Annotated in this window: 14 protein-coding genes; 7 read left to right on the top strand and 7 right to left on the bottom strand. The window is 76.2% G+C overall.

What is annotated here, in order from left to right; translation table 11 throughout:
- Nucleotides 1-132: 132 nt before the first annotated feature.
- Entirely contained in the window at nt 133-1281 is a 1149-nt protein-coding gene (locus tag ACI78Z_RS13165) for an MFS transporter (protein ID WP_457036985.1), read from the top strand.
- On the opposite strand, the gene yczE is transcribed toward ACI78Z_RS13165, so the two are convergent.
- On the bottom strand, nt 1274-1900 hold the full coding sequence (gene yczE, locus ACI78Z_RS13160) for a membrane protein YczE (protein ID WP_457036984.1): 627 nt from the start codon (nt 1898-1900) through the stop codon (nt 1274-1276). The genes ACI78Z_RS13165 and yczE overlap by 8 nt on opposite strands.
- Before the next feature lie 58 nt (nt 1901-1958).
- Between yczE and yczR the strand changes: the two genes are divergently transcribed.
- Nucleotides 1959-3392: a MocR-like transcription factor YczR gene (gene yczR / locus ACI78Z_RS13155; RefSeq protein WP_457036983.1), complete on the top strand. Its 1434-nt coding sequence runs from the start codon at nt 1959-1961 to the stop codon at nt 3390-3392.
- Nucleotides 3393-3506: 114 nt separating this feature from the next.
- Nucleotides 3507-3962: an SRPBCC family protein gene (locus ACI78Z_RS13150; RefSeq protein ID WP_457036982.1), complete on the top strand. Its 456-nt coding sequence runs from the start codon at nt 3507-3509 to the stop codon at nt 3960-3962.
- Here the strand turns inward: ACI78Z_RS13150 and ACI78Z_RS13145 are convergent.
- Nucleotides 3862-4866: a helix-turn-helix domain-containing protein gene (locus tag ACI78Z_RS13145; protein ID WP_457036981.1), complete on the bottom strand. Its 1005-nt coding sequence runs from the start codon at nt 4864-4866 to the stop codon at nt 3862-3864. The two genes, ACI78Z_RS13150 and ACI78Z_RS13145, sit on opposite strands and share 101 nt — an antisense overlap.
- 27 nt (nt 4867-4893) lie before the next feature.
- Here ACI78Z_RS13145 and ACI78Z_RS13140 point away from each other — a divergent pair, with 27 nt between their 5' ends.
- Nucleotides 4894-5367: a VOC family protein gene (locus ACI78Z_RS13140; protein WP_457036980.1), complete on the top strand. Its 474-nt coding sequence runs from the start codon at nt 4894-4896 to the stop codon at nt 5365-5367.
- A 241-nt stretch (nt 5368-5608) separates the two neighbouring features.
- Here the strand turns inward: ACI78Z_RS13140 and ACI78Z_RS13135 are convergent, their stop codons facing one another.
- Nucleotides 5609-6193: a dihydrofolate reductase family protein gene (locus tag ACI78Z_RS13135; protein WP_457036979.1), complete on the bottom strand. Its 585-nt coding sequence runs from the start codon at nt 6191-6193 to the stop codon at nt 5609-5611.
- A gap of 555 nt (nt 6194-6748) precedes the next feature.
- Here ACI78Z_RS13135 and ACI78Z_RS13130 point away from each other — a divergent pair.
- The gene (locus ACI78Z_RS13130) at nt 6749-7141 is read left to right on the top strand and encodes a VOC family protein (RefSeq protein WP_457036978.1); all 393 of its coding nucleotides are present in this window, start codon (nt 6749-6751) and stop codon (nt 7139-7141) included.
- A 770-nt stretch (nt 7142-7911) separates the two neighbouring features.
- Here the strand turns inward: ACI78Z_RS13130 and ACI78Z_RS13125 are convergent.
- Nucleotides 7912-10629: a diguanylate cyclase domain-containing protein gene (locus ACI78Z_RS13125; RefSeq protein WP_457036977.1), complete on the bottom strand. Its 2718-nt coding sequence runs from the start codon at nt 10627-10629 to the stop codon at nt 7912-7914.
- A gap of 104 nt (nt 10630-10733) precedes the next feature.
- A complete protein-coding gene (locus tag ACI78Z_RS13120; protein WP_457036976.1) occupies nt 10734-12389 on the bottom strand; it encodes a diguanylate cyclase in 1656 nt (551 codons plus the stop codon).
- A 121-nt stretch (nt 12390-12510) separates the two neighbouring features.
- Between ACI78Z_RS13120 and pheA the strand changes: the two genes are divergently transcribed.
- On the top strand, nt 12511-13437 hold the full coding sequence (pheA, locus tag ACI78Z_RS13115; protein ID WP_457037009.1) for a prephenate dehydratase: 927 nt from the start codon (nt 12511-12513) through the stop codon (nt 13435-13437).
- A gap of 79 nt (nt 13438-13516) precedes the next feature.
- Here the strand turns inward: pheA and ACI78Z_RS13110 are convergent, their stop codons facing one another.
- Nucleotides 13517-15625, bottom strand: a complete 2109-nt coding sequence (locus ACI78Z_RS13110) for an MMPL family transporter (protein ID WP_457036975.1) — start codon at nt 15623-15625, stop codon at nt 13517-13519.
- 80 nt (nt 15626-15705) lie between these two features.
- Here ACI78Z_RS13110 and ACI78Z_RS13105 point away from each other — a divergent pair, with 80 nt between their 5' ends.
- A complete protein-coding gene (locus tag ACI78Z_RS13105) occupies nt 15706-16173 on the top strand; it encodes a MarR family winged helix-turn-helix transcriptional regulator (protein ID WP_457036974.1) in 468 nt (155 codons plus the stop codon).
- Nucleotides 16174-16228: 55 nt separating this feature from the next.
- Here the strand turns inward: ACI78Z_RS13105 and ACI78Z_RS13100 are convergent, their stop codons facing one another.
- Nucleotides 16229-16558 (bottom strand): GroES family chaperonin, encoded by a 330-nt coding sequence (locus ACI78Z_RS13100; RefSeq protein ID WP_255363279.1) that lies wholly within the window; start codon nt 16556-16558, stop codon nt 16229-16231.

Here is a 16558-nt window from a genome sequence, read left to right as displayed (position 1 = left end):
TGTCGACCAGCGGACGGGGGGCTACTCCCCTTCTCGGCCGACGAGCCTAGCCCAGCGGTCGCGGAAATCCGGCTGCGGCCCGGGGTGACCCGCGCTACGGTCCGCGCCGTGCCGTTCCGTTGACGCCCGACCTTGCCGCCCCTGCCACCCGCCGCCCGGCCGCTCGCCCGCCTGGCGGTGGGCTGGACCGCGCTGTCCGAGCTGGTGCCGCTCTACCCGCTCTACGCGCTGCTGTTCCTCGACACCGGCGTCTCGGCCGCCGAGCTGTCGCTGCTGTTCGCCGCCTGGTCGGTCACCGCGCTGGTCACCGAGGTCCCGGCCGGGGCGCTGGCCGACCGGTGGTCCCGCCGGGGCGCGCTGGTCCTCGGCGGCGTCCTGCAGGCGGCCGCCTTCGTCGTGTGGACGCTCGCGCCCGGGCTCTGGGGGTTCGCCGCCGGTTTCGCGGTCTGGGGCGTGGCCGGCGCGCTGGTCTCGGGCACGGTGGAGGCGCTGGTCTACGACGGGCTGGCCGAGGTCGGCGCCGAGGCCGCGTTCGCGCGGGTCAACGGCTGGATGACGTCGGCCGAGCTGCTCGTCCAGGTGCCGACGGCGGTGGCGGCCAGCCTGCTGTACGCCCTCGGCGGCTACCCGCTGGTCGGCTGGGCCAGCGCGGCGGTCTGCCTGGTCTGGGCGGTGCTCGCCCTGCGGTTCCCGGAGCCGCCGCGGGAGCCCGACGGCGAGTCGCTGCTCGGCACCCTGCGCAGCGGCGTGGCCGAGGCCGCCCGGGTGCCCGCGCTGCGGCTCGCCGTGCTGGCGGTCGCGCTGGTCGGCGGGCTGGACGCGGTGGAGGAGTACTTCCCGGTGCTCGCCGGCGACCGCGGCGTGTCGACGACCGCCGTCCCGGTCGCCGTCCTGGGCATCACGCTGGCCGGGGCGCTCGGCGCCGCGCTGGGCGGCCGGGCCGACCGGCTGCCCGACCGCACGCTGCCCCTGCTGCTGCTCCTCGCCGGCTTGCTGCTCGGGGCGGTGGCCGTGGTGCCCGGGCCGGCCGCGCTGGCGGTGGTCGCGGTCTCCTACGCGCTGTACCTGGCGGTGCTCGTCGTCGCCGAGGCCCGGCTGCAGGAGCGCATCGACAGCAGCCGGCGGGCGACGGTCACCTCGGTCGCCGGCCTCGGCATCGAGCTGGCCGGCCTGCTGGTCTTCGCGGCCTGGGCGCTCGGCGGCGTCGTCGCGGTGGCGGTGCTCGTGCTCGCCGTCGTCCCCGTGGTGGCGGCCGGCCTGCGGCGGACGGTCCTCAGCTGACCGGCTGGACCGCCCGCGCGGCGGGCACCTCCACCGACAGCCGGAGGAGCAGGGCGTGCACGAGCGGGCCGATGGCCAGCGCGTACAGCACGGTGGCGACGCCGAGCGTGCCGCCGAGCAGCCAGCCCAGGACGACGACCGCGACCTCGATCGACGTGCGCACCAGCCGCACCGATCGACCGCTGCGGTGCACCAGGCCGGTCATCAGCCCGTCCCGCGGACCCGGGCCGAGGTGCACGCCGATGTAGGCGGCGGTCGCGACCGCGTTGAGCGCGATCCCGAGGGGGACCAGCGCGACGCGGATCGGGAGGGACGTGGGCTCCGGCAGGACGGCGAGCGCGGCGTCGAGCGCCAGGCCGATGACCACGACGTTGCTCACCGTGCCCAGCCCCGGCCGCTCGCGCAGCGGGATCCAGGCGAGCAGCACGAGGGCGCCGACGACGATGGTGACGACCCCGAGCGACCAGCCGAGCTGGCGGGCCAGGCCCTGGTGCAGCACGTCCCACGGCATGACCCCCAGCCCCGAGCGCACGAGCAGGGCCATGGAGAGGCCGTAGAGCACCAGGCCCGCGTACAGCTGGACGAGGCGACGGGCCGGCCGGGTGCGGAGCTGGTGCATGCGTCCATGCTGCGCCAGGATCGGCCTGGAGATCCCAGGCCAATCCGCAGGAGGTGGCATGGAGACCACGTCGGCCCGCGCGCTCGGCGCCCTCGTCGGGGACCTCGCCACCGACCGGCCGCCGCGCTACGCGGCCCTGGCCGTGCGGATCCGCCGGCTGGTCGCCGACGGTCGCGTGCCCCTGGGCACCCGGCTGCCGGCGGAGCGGGAGCTGGCGACGGCGCTGGCGGTCAGCCGGGCCACCGTCACCGCCGCCTACACCCGGCTGCGCGAGGACGGCTGGGCCACCGCCCGCCAGGGAGCCGGGACCTTCGCGGCCCTGCCCGCGGGTCCGCACCGCGGCGCGTGGGTGCCCGGCCCGCCGGACGACGGTGCCGTCGACCTGGCCCACGCCGCACCGGCGGCGCCCGCCTCGGTGCCGGCCGCCCTGGCCGCGGCGCTCGAGGAACTGCCCCGCTTCCTGGGGTCCCACGGCTACCACCCCGCCGGCCTGCCCGACCTGCGGGCCCGGATCGCGGCGCGCTACACCGCCCGCGGCCTGCCCACGGCGCCCGAGCAGGTGCTGGTCACCAACGGTGCGCTGCACGGGGTGTCGATCGGGTTCGCGGGCCTGCTGGGGCGCGGGCGGCGGGTGCTGGTCGAGCAGCCGAGCTACCCCAACGCCCTGCAGGCCGCCCGGGCCGTCGGCGCCCGCGTGCTGCCCGTCGCGCTCGACCCCGACGAGCCCGCGGCCTGGCTCGATGCCACCGAGCGCATCCTGTCCGCCGTCCGGCCCGCGGCGGCCTACCTGATGCCGGACTTCCAGAACCCGACCGGCGTCCTGCTCGACGCCGCCGGGCGGGAGCGGCTGGCCCGGGCGCTGCGCCGCACCGGCACCCCGGCCGTGGTCGACGAGACGTTCGCCGAGCTGGGGCTCGACACGACGGCGCCTCCGCCGCTGGCCGCCTTCGGCGCCGGGCACCTGTCCGTGGGGACGCTGAGCAAGGTGGCGTGGGGCGGACTGCGGGTGGGATGGGTGCGCGCCGAGGCCGACGTCGTGCGCCGGCTGGCCGCGGTCGCCGTCCGGACGTCGATGTCCGGCCCCGTCGTCGAGCAGCTGGCCGCCTGTGCGCTGCTGGACGGCCTCGACGAGTCGCTGGCCGCCCTGCGCGAGCAGCTGCGCGAGCGGCGGGCGGTGCTGACCGCCGAGGTGCGCCGGCTGCTACCGGACTGGCAGGTCCCCGAGCCGGCCGGGGGACTGGTGCTGTGGTGCGGGCTGCCCTCGCCGCGCTCCCGCGCGGTGGTGGCCGCCGCCGAGCGGCTCGGGCTGCGCCTGGCGGCGGGTCCGCTGTTCGGCACCGGGCACGCCCTCGACGACCGGCTCCGGCTGCCCTACACCCAGCCGCCGGACGTGCTGCGCCGGGCCGTCGTCCTGCTCGCGCGCGCCGACGCCGCGGCGACCGGGGCGCGACCGCCGGCGGACGCCGTCGACGAGCCGCAGCCGGTGGTCTGACCGGGCTCAGCCGGTGCTGCGCAGCCGGTCGCATCTCAGCTGGTGACCGAAGCCTCTAGGGCGACCTCCCCAGCGAGGCCACGGTGAGCCTCTGTCGACGCACCTGGAGGCGTCATGCTCTTCCGGTTCAGTCTGGAGACGGCAGCGACACCGGATCAGGTCTTCCGGGCCTTCACCGATTTCAGCGCCCGTCGCCTGGAGGTGTGGAGCAAGAGCCTCGATCCCGGCAAGTACGAGGTCCGTGAACTCGGTGACACCTGGGCCGTGGTCCGCGAGGGCAGCGGCGGGACGAAGATCTGGGTCCTCCTGCGCTACGACTGGGAGCCCGGCGTCGTCCGCTGGTCACTGGTGGACAGCGATCACTGTGGCGCAGGTAGGGGTGAGGTGCGGATCAGTCCGCGGGACGGCGGGGGCAGCCGGGTCGACGTCCTGATCCACCACACGGACCCCCGAGGAGTGCGCGGAGCGATCATCCTGCTCCTGCAGCGCCTCCTCGGGCCCTTCCTGTTCCCGAGGATCTGGAGATCCGCGCTCGACCGGCTGGCTGTCCGTCAGGAGGAGGCGGGCTGACCGCACCGGTGCCGGAGACCGATCCGACCCACGTCGGCCGGTTCGTCGCCCTCCCGGTGCCCTCCGCCGCGCGGGCCTGCCGCAGGTAGGCCGACGGGGTCGTGCCGGTGACCGCCCGGAAGTCGCGGCTGAAGTGCGCCTGGTCGAACCAGCCCAGGGACGCCGCCAGGCCCGCCAGGTCGCCGACCCCGCCGGCGTCGATCGTCGCCGCGGCGTCCTGCAGGCGGTACCGGGCGAGCACCGCCTTGGGGCTCAGCCCGACGTAGCCGGCGAACAGCCGCTGCAGCGACCGGACGCTCATCGCACCCAGCGCCGCCACCTGCTCGACGCGGACCAGCGACCGGTCGGCGGCCATCCGCTCGAGCAGGGCGAGCAGCTCCCGGTACGCCGCGGGCGGGTCCGGGGCCAGGGGGGCGAGGGCCTCGTCCAGCACCGCGGCGCGGGCGTCGTCGTCCCCGACGCCGAGCACCGCGTCGAGCAGCCGGGCGGCGTCGAGGCCGAGCGCGGAACCCAGCGGCGTCACCGTGGCCCGACCGGGCAGCGGGCCGCCGAAGGCCACCCAGCCGCCCGGCCGGAACTTGGCCGCGGTGACCCGGCCGGTCCCGACGAGGTCGATGGTGAAGCGGCGTGGGATGACGCCGTGCACCAGGACGGCGGGCAGCGCGTGCCCGAACCGCGGCTCGGAGCCGGACTCCACCGACAGGTTCACGCTGGGATGGCTGAGCACCTCGGAGCGGTGCGGCGCTCGGCCGGTCCGGTCCCAGCGCACCGACCAGTACCGCTCCACGAACGGGGTCAGCACCGGGGACACCGGGGCGTCGCGGCGCAGGCCCGCCTCCCGGGCGGTCTCGGCCGGCCGCAGCAGGCCGCTCGCCGGACCTGTCGCGTTCGTCCAAGACGGCACGGCCGGAGCCTAGGCAGGCTCGGCGACATGGCGATCACGAACGGCCGTCCCGACGGCTACACCACGCTGACCCCGTTCCTCGTCTGCTCCCCCGCGGCCGAGGCGATCCGCTTCTACGCCGACGTCTTCGGCGCCACCGTCGTCCAGCGGATGGACGGCCCCGACGGCACGGTCGTGCACGCGGAGCTCGACCTCGGGCTCGGGCGGCTGCAGCTCGGTGACCCCAACGACGCCTACGGCCTGGTGGCGCCGAGTGGGTACGCCGAGGACCGGGTGAGCAGCTCCACCTGTGTCTACGTCGCCGACGTCGACGCGGTGTTCGCCCGCGCTGTGGAGCGCGGCGCCACGGTGCGGGAGGAGCCGGCCACCTTCGTCACCGGCGACCGCTTCGCCTCCGTCTACGACCCGTTCGGCCACCGCTGGGCGGTGATGACCAAGGTCGAGGACGTCGGTCCCGAGGAGCAGGAGCGGCGCCTGGCCGAGTGGGGCGCCCAGCAGTGACAGGAGGAGTGGTGGGCTGCACCGACAGCTCCATCTCCGTGGCCGAGGACTGCCGAGCCATCACCGGGGAAGTCCCTCCCGACCGCGCCCGGCGAGCCCGCGGTGGCCGCTGTCCAGGACGCCGTGCCGGCTCCCGGGCCGTCCAGGCGGTCACCACGGAGCGCGCCCGACGAGCTCGTCCGTCCACACGCCCTCGACGGGCTCGTCCCTCCCGCGCACGACGGCGTCCGAGGGACGTTCCTCAGGCGTTCGGCCACTCGCCGACGCCAGGCGGGGCGTCGAGGACCGTGGGGACGTACTCGAGCATCTGCAGCCGGCCGTCGAAGGTGCGGTGGTCCACCAGCTCGAGGGCGACGTCGGGGTACCCGTCGAAGACCCGGTCACGGCCGGTGGCACCGGTGATGACGGGGAAGACGACGACCCGGTAGCGATCCACCAGACCGGCCCGGAGGAGCGACCGGCTGAGGGCGAGGCTGCCGATGGTGCGCATCGGGCGGCTGGCCTCCCGCTTCATCGCCCGCACGGCCTCCACCGCGTCACCGTCGACCAGCTCCGTGTTGGCCCACGACAGTGGCGGCTCCAGAGTCGAGGAGAACACCACCTTCGGCATCGCGGTCAGCCCCGCCAGGCCGGGCTCGTCGGGCATCTGCGCGGCGAACCCGGACATCAGCCGGTAGGTCGTCGCTCCCATGAGGGCCGTGTGCTCCTCCTGCTCATCGAGCCACCCCATGTACTCGGGCCCTTCCAGGCCCCAGTAGCCGGGCCAGCCCTCGGCGGCCCCGTAGCCATCGAGGGAGATGATGAAGTCCACCATCAGGCTCTGCATCGGTCGTCCTCCCGTCGGATGCGCATGCCGTGGCGCTCGACCGCCACGAGTCCTGTTCCTCGGACGGGACGGGGCCGGAGCACCGTCGTCGGAGAGGGTGACCTCCGGCGGCCTCGGAAGTCATCGACGACGGCAGGACGTCGCCGCACCCCTCGACGCCTCGGCCGAGGGCGCGGGGCCTCGCTCCGGCGGGGGCCCTCGATGGCGAGCCGCGGATCCCGGAACGCCGTGGTGATCGTCGTGGAGTGCTGCTCGTGCCCCTCCGCGCCGGAGACGACCGCGGACACGGCGGGTCAGCGCGGACGGCGGTGACCGCGCACACCGGCGTCCGGATCAGCCGCTCCGACCGTGACCGGAACGCGAGGCCCGTCGCAACGCCGACGACCACGGACCCGGTCGGCACCGTGGTGCACTCCCGTTTCCGGCAGCCGCTTCCGCGCCTTGGCCAACGACGCGGATCGTCCCCATCGAGTTGGCTACGCCGACCGTGGCCTCATCCTCAGAGGGCGCCTCCACCCTTCCTGGGAGTAGCCGGGAACCCCTAGGTTCGGCCGCGTGACCCCGCAGTTGTTCGCCTACCTCAGCTACCGCGACGCCCCGGCCGCACTCGACTGGCTGGCCGCGCTCGGCTTCTCGGAGGTGCGGCGTCAGCAGGGGGAGGACGGGAAGGTGACGCACGCCGAGGTCCGCTGGGGGGATGTCGCCTTGATGGTGAGCAGTGACGACGCCGACTACCAGGTGCCGCCGCTGATCGGGCGGTCCACCGGACGCGGTCTCTACCTGCGCGTCGAGGACGTCGACGGGGTGTTCGATCGGGCCGTTGCCGCAGGTGCCCAACCGGTGATGTCGCCGGAGAGCACTCCCTTCCACACCCGGCGGGCCCGGGTCCTGGACCCCGGCGGTCAGGAGTGGAGCTTCGGGACCTACGAGCCCGGCGTCTCCTGGTGAGCGGTGGAGGGGCCAGGCTCGACCGCGTCGGCGGAGGTCAGCGGTGACCTCACCGCTGGCTGCCGCTGCTCATCACCGCCGCGGCTCCACTCCTGCCGGTACCGCGTCCACTGGAACAGTGCCCACTCACCGAGCCCGCACCCGCCGACGCTGACCCACCGACGGTCGGTGCGCCGCTTGCGCCGGCGCTGGCGAACCCACCCCCGGTGTCCTGGTAGGCCCGGATCGTCTCCTCCGCCATCCGCCACTGACCTGGCTCCCGTGATCCGTCAGACAGGTCCTAGCCGCCCTGGCAGCGCTCGACCCCGCCCTGTCCCGCCACGCCGCCGCGGCGTACGTGCACGAGCGTGACGGTGACCCGGTGACCGCGCACGGCTCTACGCCGAAGCCGCCCGCTCAGCGCCCAGCCTCCCCGAACGCGACCACCTGACGCGACAGGCCGCACGGCTCGACGTGCAACCGCGCCGTTGAGCGGCGGGCGCCAGGCATTCACCGCCCCGACAGGGACGGTGTGCTCACCCAGCCGGCCGCCGGACCGTGTCACCCGCCGTCCACGAGGCCGATGTCCCGTGCACCTGGCTCCTGACCAGCGATCACCGCAAGAGGAACGCCGAACGGGGATGCACATGGCGTCCACGACCGCAGGCTCGAGTTGGCGGCCGCAGAGCCGGGGTCCGCAGCCGGGAGCGGCTCTCGACGGCATCGGGCACTCTGCACCGTCCCCATCGCCCGTACTGCCTCCGCGCGGGAGAGGGCGAGTCGCAGCGCGACTACCGGCGCGTCCTCCGGGCGACCCGCGCAGCGAAGACCCCGGCGGCGTGCCCGTTGTCGATGCTGCTCACCACGACGCCGGGCGCGGCCGAGTTCAGCATCGTCAGCAGCGCGCCGAAGCCGCCGAAGGCGCCCGGCTGCCCGGTCGAGGTCGGGACGGCGACGATCGGCACGTCGGTCAGCACACCGACCAGGCCGGCCAGCGAGGCGTCCAGCCCGGCGACGACGACCAGGCAGTCGACGTCCTCGGGCAGCACGTCGTCCGGGGGGCCGGCGCGGAACCGGCCGGCGCCGACGTCGTCCACCCGGACCACCCCGGTGCCGGTGACGCGCGCGGCGAAGGCGGCCTCGGCGGCCACCGCGAGGTCGCCGCCGGCCCCGCACAGCACGCCGATGCGGCCGACGGGCTCGGGCAGCGGCCCCACCGCCGCCGACATCGACGCGGCGTCCACGATCGTGTAGGCGTCGTGCTCGCTGGCCAGGGCCACCAGCGTCTCGGGAGTGGCCCGGACGACGACCGCAGGCCGGTCCGGGAACTGCCGGCGCGCCCCGCGGACCAGCGCGAGCACCTGCTCGGTGCTTCGGCCGGTGCCCCAGATGACGTCGGGCTCGGCCGGCACCCCGCGGGCCGGTGCGGCCGGCGGGAGCGGCGGGTCGGTGGGCAGTGCAGCGGCCGGCGGCAGCGGTCCCAGCGCGGGCTCCGCCGAGGTGCCCAGGCCCAGCGGCGGATCGGCGGGCTCCACGAGGAGCGGGGCGAAACCGCTGCTCACAGCGGTCGGGTCGGCCAGCGGGGAAGGCTGCACGGCAGGGACCCTAGGGGCGCCCGCGGCCTGCCCCGGGGAGCCCGCGGCGGCCGTGTCGTCCCGGGAGGACCCGTCCGTCACAGCAGCCCCAGCCGGCCCGTCCGACGGGCCGCCCACCGCGCGGGTCTGGGTCACCGCCGAGAGCCGGACGACGCGGTCCCGGCCGGTGCGCTTGGCGTCGTAGAGGACGCCGTCGGCCGCGGCGAACAGCGTGCGCCGGTCGTCGCCGCGGGTGGCCGACGCGATGCCGACGCTGATCGTCACCGGCACCGGCAGCCCGAGCGCCGCCCAGTCGGTCTCCGCGACCGCGCGGCGGCAGCGCTCGAGCGCGAACTCGGCCTGCTCGGCGGTGGTGTCGGGCAGCAGGACGACGAACTCGTCGCCGGCCCAGCGGCACACCTCGTCGGTGTCGCGGCACCCGGCCACCAGGATCTCGGCCACCCGGCGCAGGACCTCGTCCCCACCGGCGTGGCCGACGGCGTCGTTGACCTCCTTGAACCGGTCGACGTCCACCACCGCCAGGGCCGGCGCCGCCCCGCTGCCCAGCAGCCCGTCGATCGTCGCCTCGGCGTAGCGCCGGTTGGGCAGGTGGGTCAGCGGGTCCTCGTAGGCCTGCCGGCGCAGCTGCCCGGCGGCCCGCTCGGTCTCCAGGAGGCTCTTGCGCCGGCCGAACAGCTCCACCCAGCGGGTGCGCCGCTCGTCGACCCGGTCCAGCTCGTCGGCCAGGTAGGCCTGCAGGTACGGCAGCGCCCGGCCGGCGTCGTCCAGCTCGGCGTGCAGCGTGCACAGCTCGCGCAGCGCCGCCCGGCGCAGCCGCGGCAGGCCGTGCTCGCTCGCCGTGGCGAGGGCCCGGGCCAGCTGCTCGTCGGCGCCGCGCCCGTCGCCCTGCCGGCGCAGCGCGCGGCCCAGGGCGAGCAGTGCCGCCGCCTGCCGCGCCCGGTCGCCGGTGGCCGCGGTCGCCCGGACGGCGGCCCGCAGCGCACCCGCCGCCGCGGCGTGCTCGCCCAGCCCGACCAGCGCCCAGCCGTGCACGACCTGGGCGGCCACCACCGCCTCGGCCGACTCCGGCGGGAGCAGCGCCAGCGCCTGCTCGGCCAGCGCGCGGGCCTCGGCGAAGTGGGCGGCGGCCGCGTCCGGGTCGCCGTCGTCGAGCAGCGCCTCCCCGAGCTCGGCGCACAGCTCGCCCAGGCGGGCGGCCGCGCGGGCGACCAGGACGTCGGGGGCGCCGTCCTCCGCGCGCAGCGCGCCCGGCAGCGCGGCGGCCGCCACCGCGGTCTCGTGCGCGCGCCGCCGGTAGTCCAGGGCCAGCGGCATCAGCTCGAGGTCGGCGAGCACCCCGGCGAGGGTGCCCAGCGTCTCCACCAGCAGCGCGGAGGGCGGCAAGGCGGGGTCGAGCAGGCTGGCCGCCTCCACCGCCTCGTCCATGGCGGCGTCGATGCGGCGGGAGAGCAGCTCGATGCGGGCGTGCCGGGCCAGGCCGGCGGCGCGCTGCAGCTCGTCCTCGGTGGCGTCGAAGGCGGCCTTCGCCGAGCGCACCAGGGCGATGGCCAGCGCGGCGCGCGAGGCGCGCGGGTCGCCGTCCTCGGTGCCGGGGGGCGGCCCGTCGATCAGCTCGGCCACGCCGGCGTGCAGGTCCAGCGCCACGCCGGTCCCGGGTGCGGACGCGGGCTCGACCGGGTCGCCGACCAGGGTGAAGCCGGCCTGCCGCAGCCGGCGCACGAGCAGCTCGGCGCGCAGCGTGTCGGCCCAGGCCCGGCCCAGGTCGGAGGGGCGGTCGGCGGCGCCGGCGCGCGGCGCGGGCGCCACGTAGGGGGAGGAGTCGCTGCCGACGTCGGCCAGCAGCTCCTCGGCGTCGTCGAGCCGCCCGTTGCTGAGGGCGGCGGTCACCCGGTGGTGCAGGGCTCCGGGAGGCACGAGCGCACTGTGCCCGCCGTTGTCAACCGAGTCGAGCACCCCACCGGGGGCACGCCGGGCGCCGGGTGCGCTCCCGTCACAGCCGTCCCACCCGGCCCGTGCCGTCACGGCGCGCCGTCCCCGGAGCCGCGGCTGCCGGGCGCGCGCACCCGGTTGCGGCCGCCGCGCTTGGCGGTGAACAGGTGCAGGTCGGCGGTGTCGAACAGCGACCGCCAGCCCAGCGGCTCGTCGGCGGCCGCCGGCGCGGTGGCCACGCCGATGCTCACGGTCACCGGCTGCGGCAGCTGCAGGTCGCCCCAGTCGGCGTCGGCGACGGCGGCGCGCAGCCGGTCGACGGCGGCCAGCGCCTGGCTCTCGGTCGCCTCGGGCAGGACGACGAGGAACTCGTCGCCGGCCCACCGGTACACCTCGTCGCCGGTGCGGCTGTGCTCGCGCAGCAGGTCGGCCACCCGGCGCAGCACCTCGTCGCCGTGCGAGTGGGACGTGTCGTCGTTGACCGCCTTGAACCGGTCGATGTCGACGACGGCCAGCGACACCGGCTGGGCGCCCACGCGCATGCTGCCCAGCCGGCGCTCGGCGCTGCGCCGGTTGCCCAGCCCGGTGAGCGGGTCCTCCAGCGCGACCCGGCGCAGGTGCGCGGTCTGCCGCTCGGCCTCGCGCAGCCGGCTGCGGCGCACGAACATCTCCGCCCACAGCTCGCGGCCGCGGGCGTGCGCCCGGCCGGTGTCGGCGCGGTAGGCGTCGAGCCAGTGCAGCGCCTCAGCCGGGCGACCCATGGCCGCGGTGCCCTGGCCGAGTTCGAGCAGGCACTGGCGGTAGCGGCGGCGGTCGCCGCTGGCCGCGAAGGCCCCCGCCGCGTCCACCAGCAGGTCGCTGGCCTCGGCGTCGTGCCCGCCGCCGGACCGGGTTCGGGCGAGCAGGGTCAGCAGGCGGGCCAGCACAAGGTCGGCGTAGCCGCGCAGCCAGGTGCCGCCGTCCCGGTGCACCCGCTTGTGGGCGCGGCGCATCGGGCCGATCGCGTCCTCGACCCCACCGCGGCCGGCCATCGCCCACGCCTGGACGACGTCGAGCAGGTCCTGGTCGCCCGGCTCGGCCTCCCAGTCCAGGGCGCGGGCGGCCTCCGCGCAGCCCACCGCCGTCCCGGCCAGGTCGCGGGCGCGCTCGGCCCGGCCGCGGCGGTGCAGCGTGTGCGCCAGCTCGGCGTGCTGCTGTGCGCACAGCTGCAGCAGCCGCCAGCGGTCGGCGACGCCCGGCAGCCTGTCCGCCACCCGGGAGCCCTGCAGCGCCTGGGCGACGGCGAGCTCCTCGAGGTCGAGGGTGGCCAGGGCCAGCGAGAGCCACAGGTGGGCCTGGTGCAGGGCGCGGGAGGGCTCGTCTGCGGCTGCCGTCTCGGCCAGCAGGCTGGCGTCGATGGCCAGCATCATCGCCGCGTCGACGCGGTCGGCGGCCACCTCGACGGCGGCCAGGTACGCCAGCGTCAGCGCGGTCTGGGCGCAGGGCAGGCAGCGGCCAAGGGCGTCGCGGGCCGCGGACACCTCCGCCGCGACGGCCTCGCGGTCGCCGTCGACCAGGGCGCGGCGGGCGGCCAGCGCGTGCCGCCAGGCGACCCAGCGCGGGTCGGTGGCGGCCTCCAGGGTCTCGGCGGCGCGGTCGTGCTCCGCGGTGAAGGCGGCGGGGTCGTCCCGGTCGCTGGCGGACAGCAGACGCCAGAGCGCATCGTCGAGGTCACCCTCGCTGGTGCGTTCCGGACGCGGGGTCACGCATCCCTCCCACGACGGTGTCCGGCCGCTGCGCGGCCACGGGTCCAGCGGCCGCCGTGGCAGCTCCCCGGGTGGGGCATCCGCCCTCTCCCGACCGCACTACCCTCGTCGGGTGCCTGGGATGCCTCCGACGCGGTACGCCTATCTCGGCCCCGAGGGTACCTTCGCCGAAGCGGCCCTGATCAGCGCCGTCGGCCCGGACGAGGGTCCCCGCTACCCCGCAGCGGGGGTGCCTGCGGCGCTGGCCGCCGTCCGGTCGGGGGACGCCGACGCCGCGCTCGTGCCGCTCGAGAACTCCGTCGAGGGCTCCGTCCCGGCGACCATGGACGGCCTGGCCGACGGCGCCCCGCTGCTTATCACCCGCGAGGTGTTCCTGGCCGTCTCCTTCGTCCTCGCCGGCCGCCAGGGGACGGCGCTGTCCGACGTCCGCTCGGTGGCCAGCCACCCGCACGCGCTGGCGCAGACCGCCGGCCGGCTGGCCGAGCTGCTGCCCGGCATCGTCCCGCTGCCGGCCACCTCCACCGCCGAGGCCGCCCGGCAGGTGGCCGACGGCGAGCACGACGCGGCGGTCTGCGCGCCGATCGCCGCGGAGCGATACGGGCTCACCGCGCTGGCCGAGGACATCGCCGACCGCCCCGGCGCGGTCACCCGGTTCGTGCTGGTCGCACCACCGGGGCCGCTGCCCGCGCCGACCGGCAACGACAAGACCTCGCTGGTCGCCGTCGTCGGGGACCGCACCGGCGCGCTGCTGGACCTGCTCCGCGAGTTCGCCGTCCGCGAGATCAGCCTGACCCGGATCGAGTCGCGGCCGACCCGCGAGCGGCTGGGCGTCTACTCCTTCTCCCTCGACTGCGAGGGGCACGTCGCCGACGCCCGGGTGGGGGAGGCGCTCGCCGCCCTGCACCGGGTGTGCGACGAGCTGCGCTTCCTCGGCTCCTACCCGCGGGCCGACGGCCGGGAGAACAAGCCGGTCACGCCGGTGTCCACCGACGCGGCGTTCGGGGAGGCCGCCGGGTGGCTGGAGCAGGTGCGCGCCGGCCGGGTGTAGTCGTGGTTCCACCGCGATCATCGGCGCGTGGCGGGCGTCGCCGGCGTGTCGGCCAGCCACCCGCCGATGACCACCGGGGTCAGACCCGTTCGAGCTCGCGCTCCGGCTCGGGGGTGGGACGGCGGGCCAGCCGGCTGGGCCACCAGGTGCGGTCGCCCAGCAGCGCGACCGCCGAGGGCACCACCAGCGAGCGGACGACGAAGGTGTCGAGCAGGACGCCGAAGCCGACGAGGAACGCCAGCTGCACGAGGAACAGCAGCGGCAGCACCGACAGCGCCCCGAACGTCGCCGCCAGGACCAGCCCGGCGCTCGTGATCACCCCGCCGGTGACCGCCAGCGCCCGCAGGACGCCGTCCCGGGTGCCGTGCCGCAGCGACTCCTCCCGGGCCCGGGTCATGAGGAAGATGTTGTAGTCGATCCCCAGCGCGACGAGGAACACGAACCCGATCAGCAGGATGCCGGGGTCGCTGCCCGGGAAGCCGAACACGTCGTCGAAGAGCAGCGCGGCCACCCCGACCGTCGCGCCGACGCTGAGCACCACGGTGACCACCAGCAGCAGCGGGGCGACGAGGGACCGCAGCAGGAGCGCCAGGACCACGGTGATGACCACCAGCACGCTGGGCACGATCACCCGCAGGTCGCGGGCGGCGGTCTCGCGGGCGTCGAGGTTGCTGGCCGTGTCGCCCCCGACGAGCGCGTCCGGGTCGGCGGCGTCCAGGGTGGTCCGCAGCGTCTGGACGGTGTCGATCGCCTCGACGCTGTCCGCGGGGACGGCGAGGACGACGTCCAGCCGGACCAGGCCGTCCACGACCACCGGCGCCGCGCCGGGCTGCGGGGGCCCGCCGGCGCCGGTGAACGGGACGACGCTCGCGACCCCGTCGGTGGCCGCGGCCGCTTCGGCCACCGCCGGCCACGTCGCCTCCGGCGTCACCACCACCGTCGGGCTGCCGGAGCCGGCGTCGAAGTGCCGGCCGAGGGCCTCCTGCCCGTCGACGGCGTTGGACTCGCCCTGGATGGCGTCGGAGAAGGTGATGCCCGAGGCGTCGTAGCTGGGGGCGAAGACGGCCGCCGCGACCAGTGCCAGCGTGCTCGCGGCGAGCACGCGGCGCGGACGCCGTCCCACCGCGGTGGCGACCCGCTGCCAGCCGCGGCCCTGCGGCGGCTCGACGCCGAACCGCGGCCGGAACGGCCAGAAGGCGGCGCGGCCGAGCAGCACCAGCGCGGCCGGCAGGAAGCTCAGCGCGGCGACGACCGAGAGCGTGACGCTGACCGCGGAGATCGGCCCGAGGCCGCGGTTGGAGGCCAGGTCGGAGAAGAGCAGGCACAGCACGCCCAGGACGACGGTGGCACCGGAGGCCACGATCGGCTCCCAGGACCGGCGCAGCGCGGTGCGCATGGCGGCGTACTTCGACTGCTCGCGACGCAGCTCCTCGCGGTAGCGGGCGACCAGCAGCAGGCCGTAGTCGGTGGCCGCGCCCACGACCAGGATCGAGGCGATGCCCTGGCTCTGGCCGTTGACGGTGATCAGCCCCGCGTCGGCCAGCAGGAAGGCGACCGCGTTCCCGGCGGTGAGCGCCAGGCCGGCGGTGCCGATCACCAGGAACGGCAGGATCGGGCTGCGGTAGACGACCAGCAGGATGAGCAGGACGACGCCGAACGCGGCGAGCAGGAGGAGGCCGTCGATCCCGGCGAAGCCGTTGGCGAAGTCGGCGAAGATCCCGCCGGGACCGGTGACGAAGGCGTCCGTGCCCTCGACCGGGATCGCCGACCGCAGGTCCTCGACCAGCGCCACGATCTCGTCGCCGACGTCCGGCGTGACCGGCAGGATGGCCTGCACCGCCTCGCCGTCCTGGGACGGGACCGGCGGGGAGGGCTGCCCGGCCAGGGCGCCGGCCTCGTCGGCGACGCGGGCCGCCTCCTGGACCCGCTCGCCGATGGCGGCGAGGGTCCGCGGCTCCAGCGGCCCGCCGGTGCTCTCCCACAGCAGGATCGCGGGGATCGACTCGGTCGGGGCGAAGCCCTGCTGCAGCTCGGCGACCCGCGTCGACTCGGCGCTGTCGGGGAGGAAGGCGGCGGTGTCGTTCTCCTGCAGCCCGGTCAGCTGCGCGCTCAGCGTGGAGAGCGGACCGGCGCCGCCGATCCACAGCAGGAGGACGAGTGCGGGGAGCAGCCAGCGCCAGCGTGTCATGATGACATCCCTCGACGTTCGATAATCTCGACGATCGAGACAATAGGGAGAGGCCAGGCGGAGCACAAGCGGAGGTGCCGATGGGCGGCGACGAGCGCCAGGAGGTCGCCCTGCTGCTGCGCCGGCTCAGCGTGGAGCTCGACGCCGTGGGGCAGCGGTTCGCGACGCTGCACGGGCTCGGCCGCACCGACGTCCGGGCGCTGGTGGCGATCATGGACGCCGCCCGCCGCGGCGAGGCGCTGACCGCAGGGGCACTGGGTCAGGCGGTCGACCTCAGCTCGGCCTCGGTGACCGCGCTGCTCGACCGGCTGGAGCGGGTGGGCCACGTGCGCCGGGTGCGTGACCCGGAGGACCGGCGGCGGGTCGCCCTGGAGATCTCGGAGAGCGCGATGGCCGCCGGTGGGCAGTTCTTCGGCGCGCTGAACCGCGACCTGCTGGACGCGATGGCGGGGTTCAGCGACGAGGAGCTCGCCGTCGTCCACCGGTTCCTCTCGGAGGCGACGGCGGTGGTCGAGCGCCACGCCCGGGCTGCGCCGCACCAGGTGTAGGAGGCCACACCCACGGGTCCGGGGCCCGGGAGGGGTGTCGCCTCCTGTGCCGGGCTCAGAGGTAGAGGCCGGTGGACTCCTCGATCCGCTCGGCCGCGACGGCGTGCACGTCCCGCTCGCGCAGGATGACCAGCTCCTCGCCGTGCACCTCGACCTCGTGCTGGTCCTCCGGGGAGAAGAGCACCTGGTCGCCGACCTTCACCTGGCGGACGCTGGAGCCGACGCCGCGCGCCTCGCCCCACACCAGCCGCTTGGCCACCTGGGCGGTCGCCGGGATGAGGATGCCGCCGGTGGACCGCCGCTCGCCGTCCTCCCGCCGCAGCGCCACCAGGATGCGGTCGTGCAGCATCTTGATCGGCAGCCCGCTGCCCTTCCCCTCAGCCAC

The sequence above is a fragment of the Geodermatophilus sp. SYSU D01176 genome, from assembly GCF_054050015.1.
Note: the sequence above shows the minus strand (reverse complement) of the source record. Positions and strands in the feature narration are given on the sequence as shown.

Bases quoted from the DNA above. Each gene is read 5' to 3' on its own strand.
- yczE (WP_457036984.1), bottom strand. From the start codon at position 1,900: ATGCACCAGCTCCGCACCCGGCCGGCCCGTCGCCTCGTCCAGCTGTAC.
- yczR (WP_457036983.1), top strand. From the start codon at position 1,959: ATGGAGACCACGTCGGCCCGCGCGCTCGGCGCCCTCGTCGGGGACCTC.
- ACI78Z_RS13135 (WP_457036979.1), bottom strand. From the start codon at position 6,193: ATGCAGAGCCTGATGGTGGACTTCATCATCTCCCTCGATGGCTACGGG.
- ACI78Z_RS13140 (WP_457036980.1), top strand. From the start codon at position 4,894: ATGGCGATCACGAACGGCCGTCCCGACGGCTACACCACGCTGACCCCG.
- ACI78Z_RS13150 (WP_457036982.1), top strand. From the start codon at position 3,507: ATGCTCTTCCGGTTCAGTCTGGAGACGGCAGCGACACCGGATCAGGTC.
- pheA (WP_457037009.1), top strand. From the start codon at position 12,511: ATGCCTCCGACGCGGTACGCCTATCTCGGCCCCGAGGGTACCTTCGCC.
- ACI78Z_RS13105 (WP_457036974.1), top strand. From the start codon at position 15,706: ATGGGCGGCGACGAGCGCCAGGAGGTCGCCCTGCTGCTGCGCCGGCTC.
- ACI78Z_RS13110 (WP_457036975.1), bottom strand. From the start codon at position 15,625: ATGACACGCTGGCGCTGGCTGCTCCCCGCACTCGTCCTCCTGCTGTGG.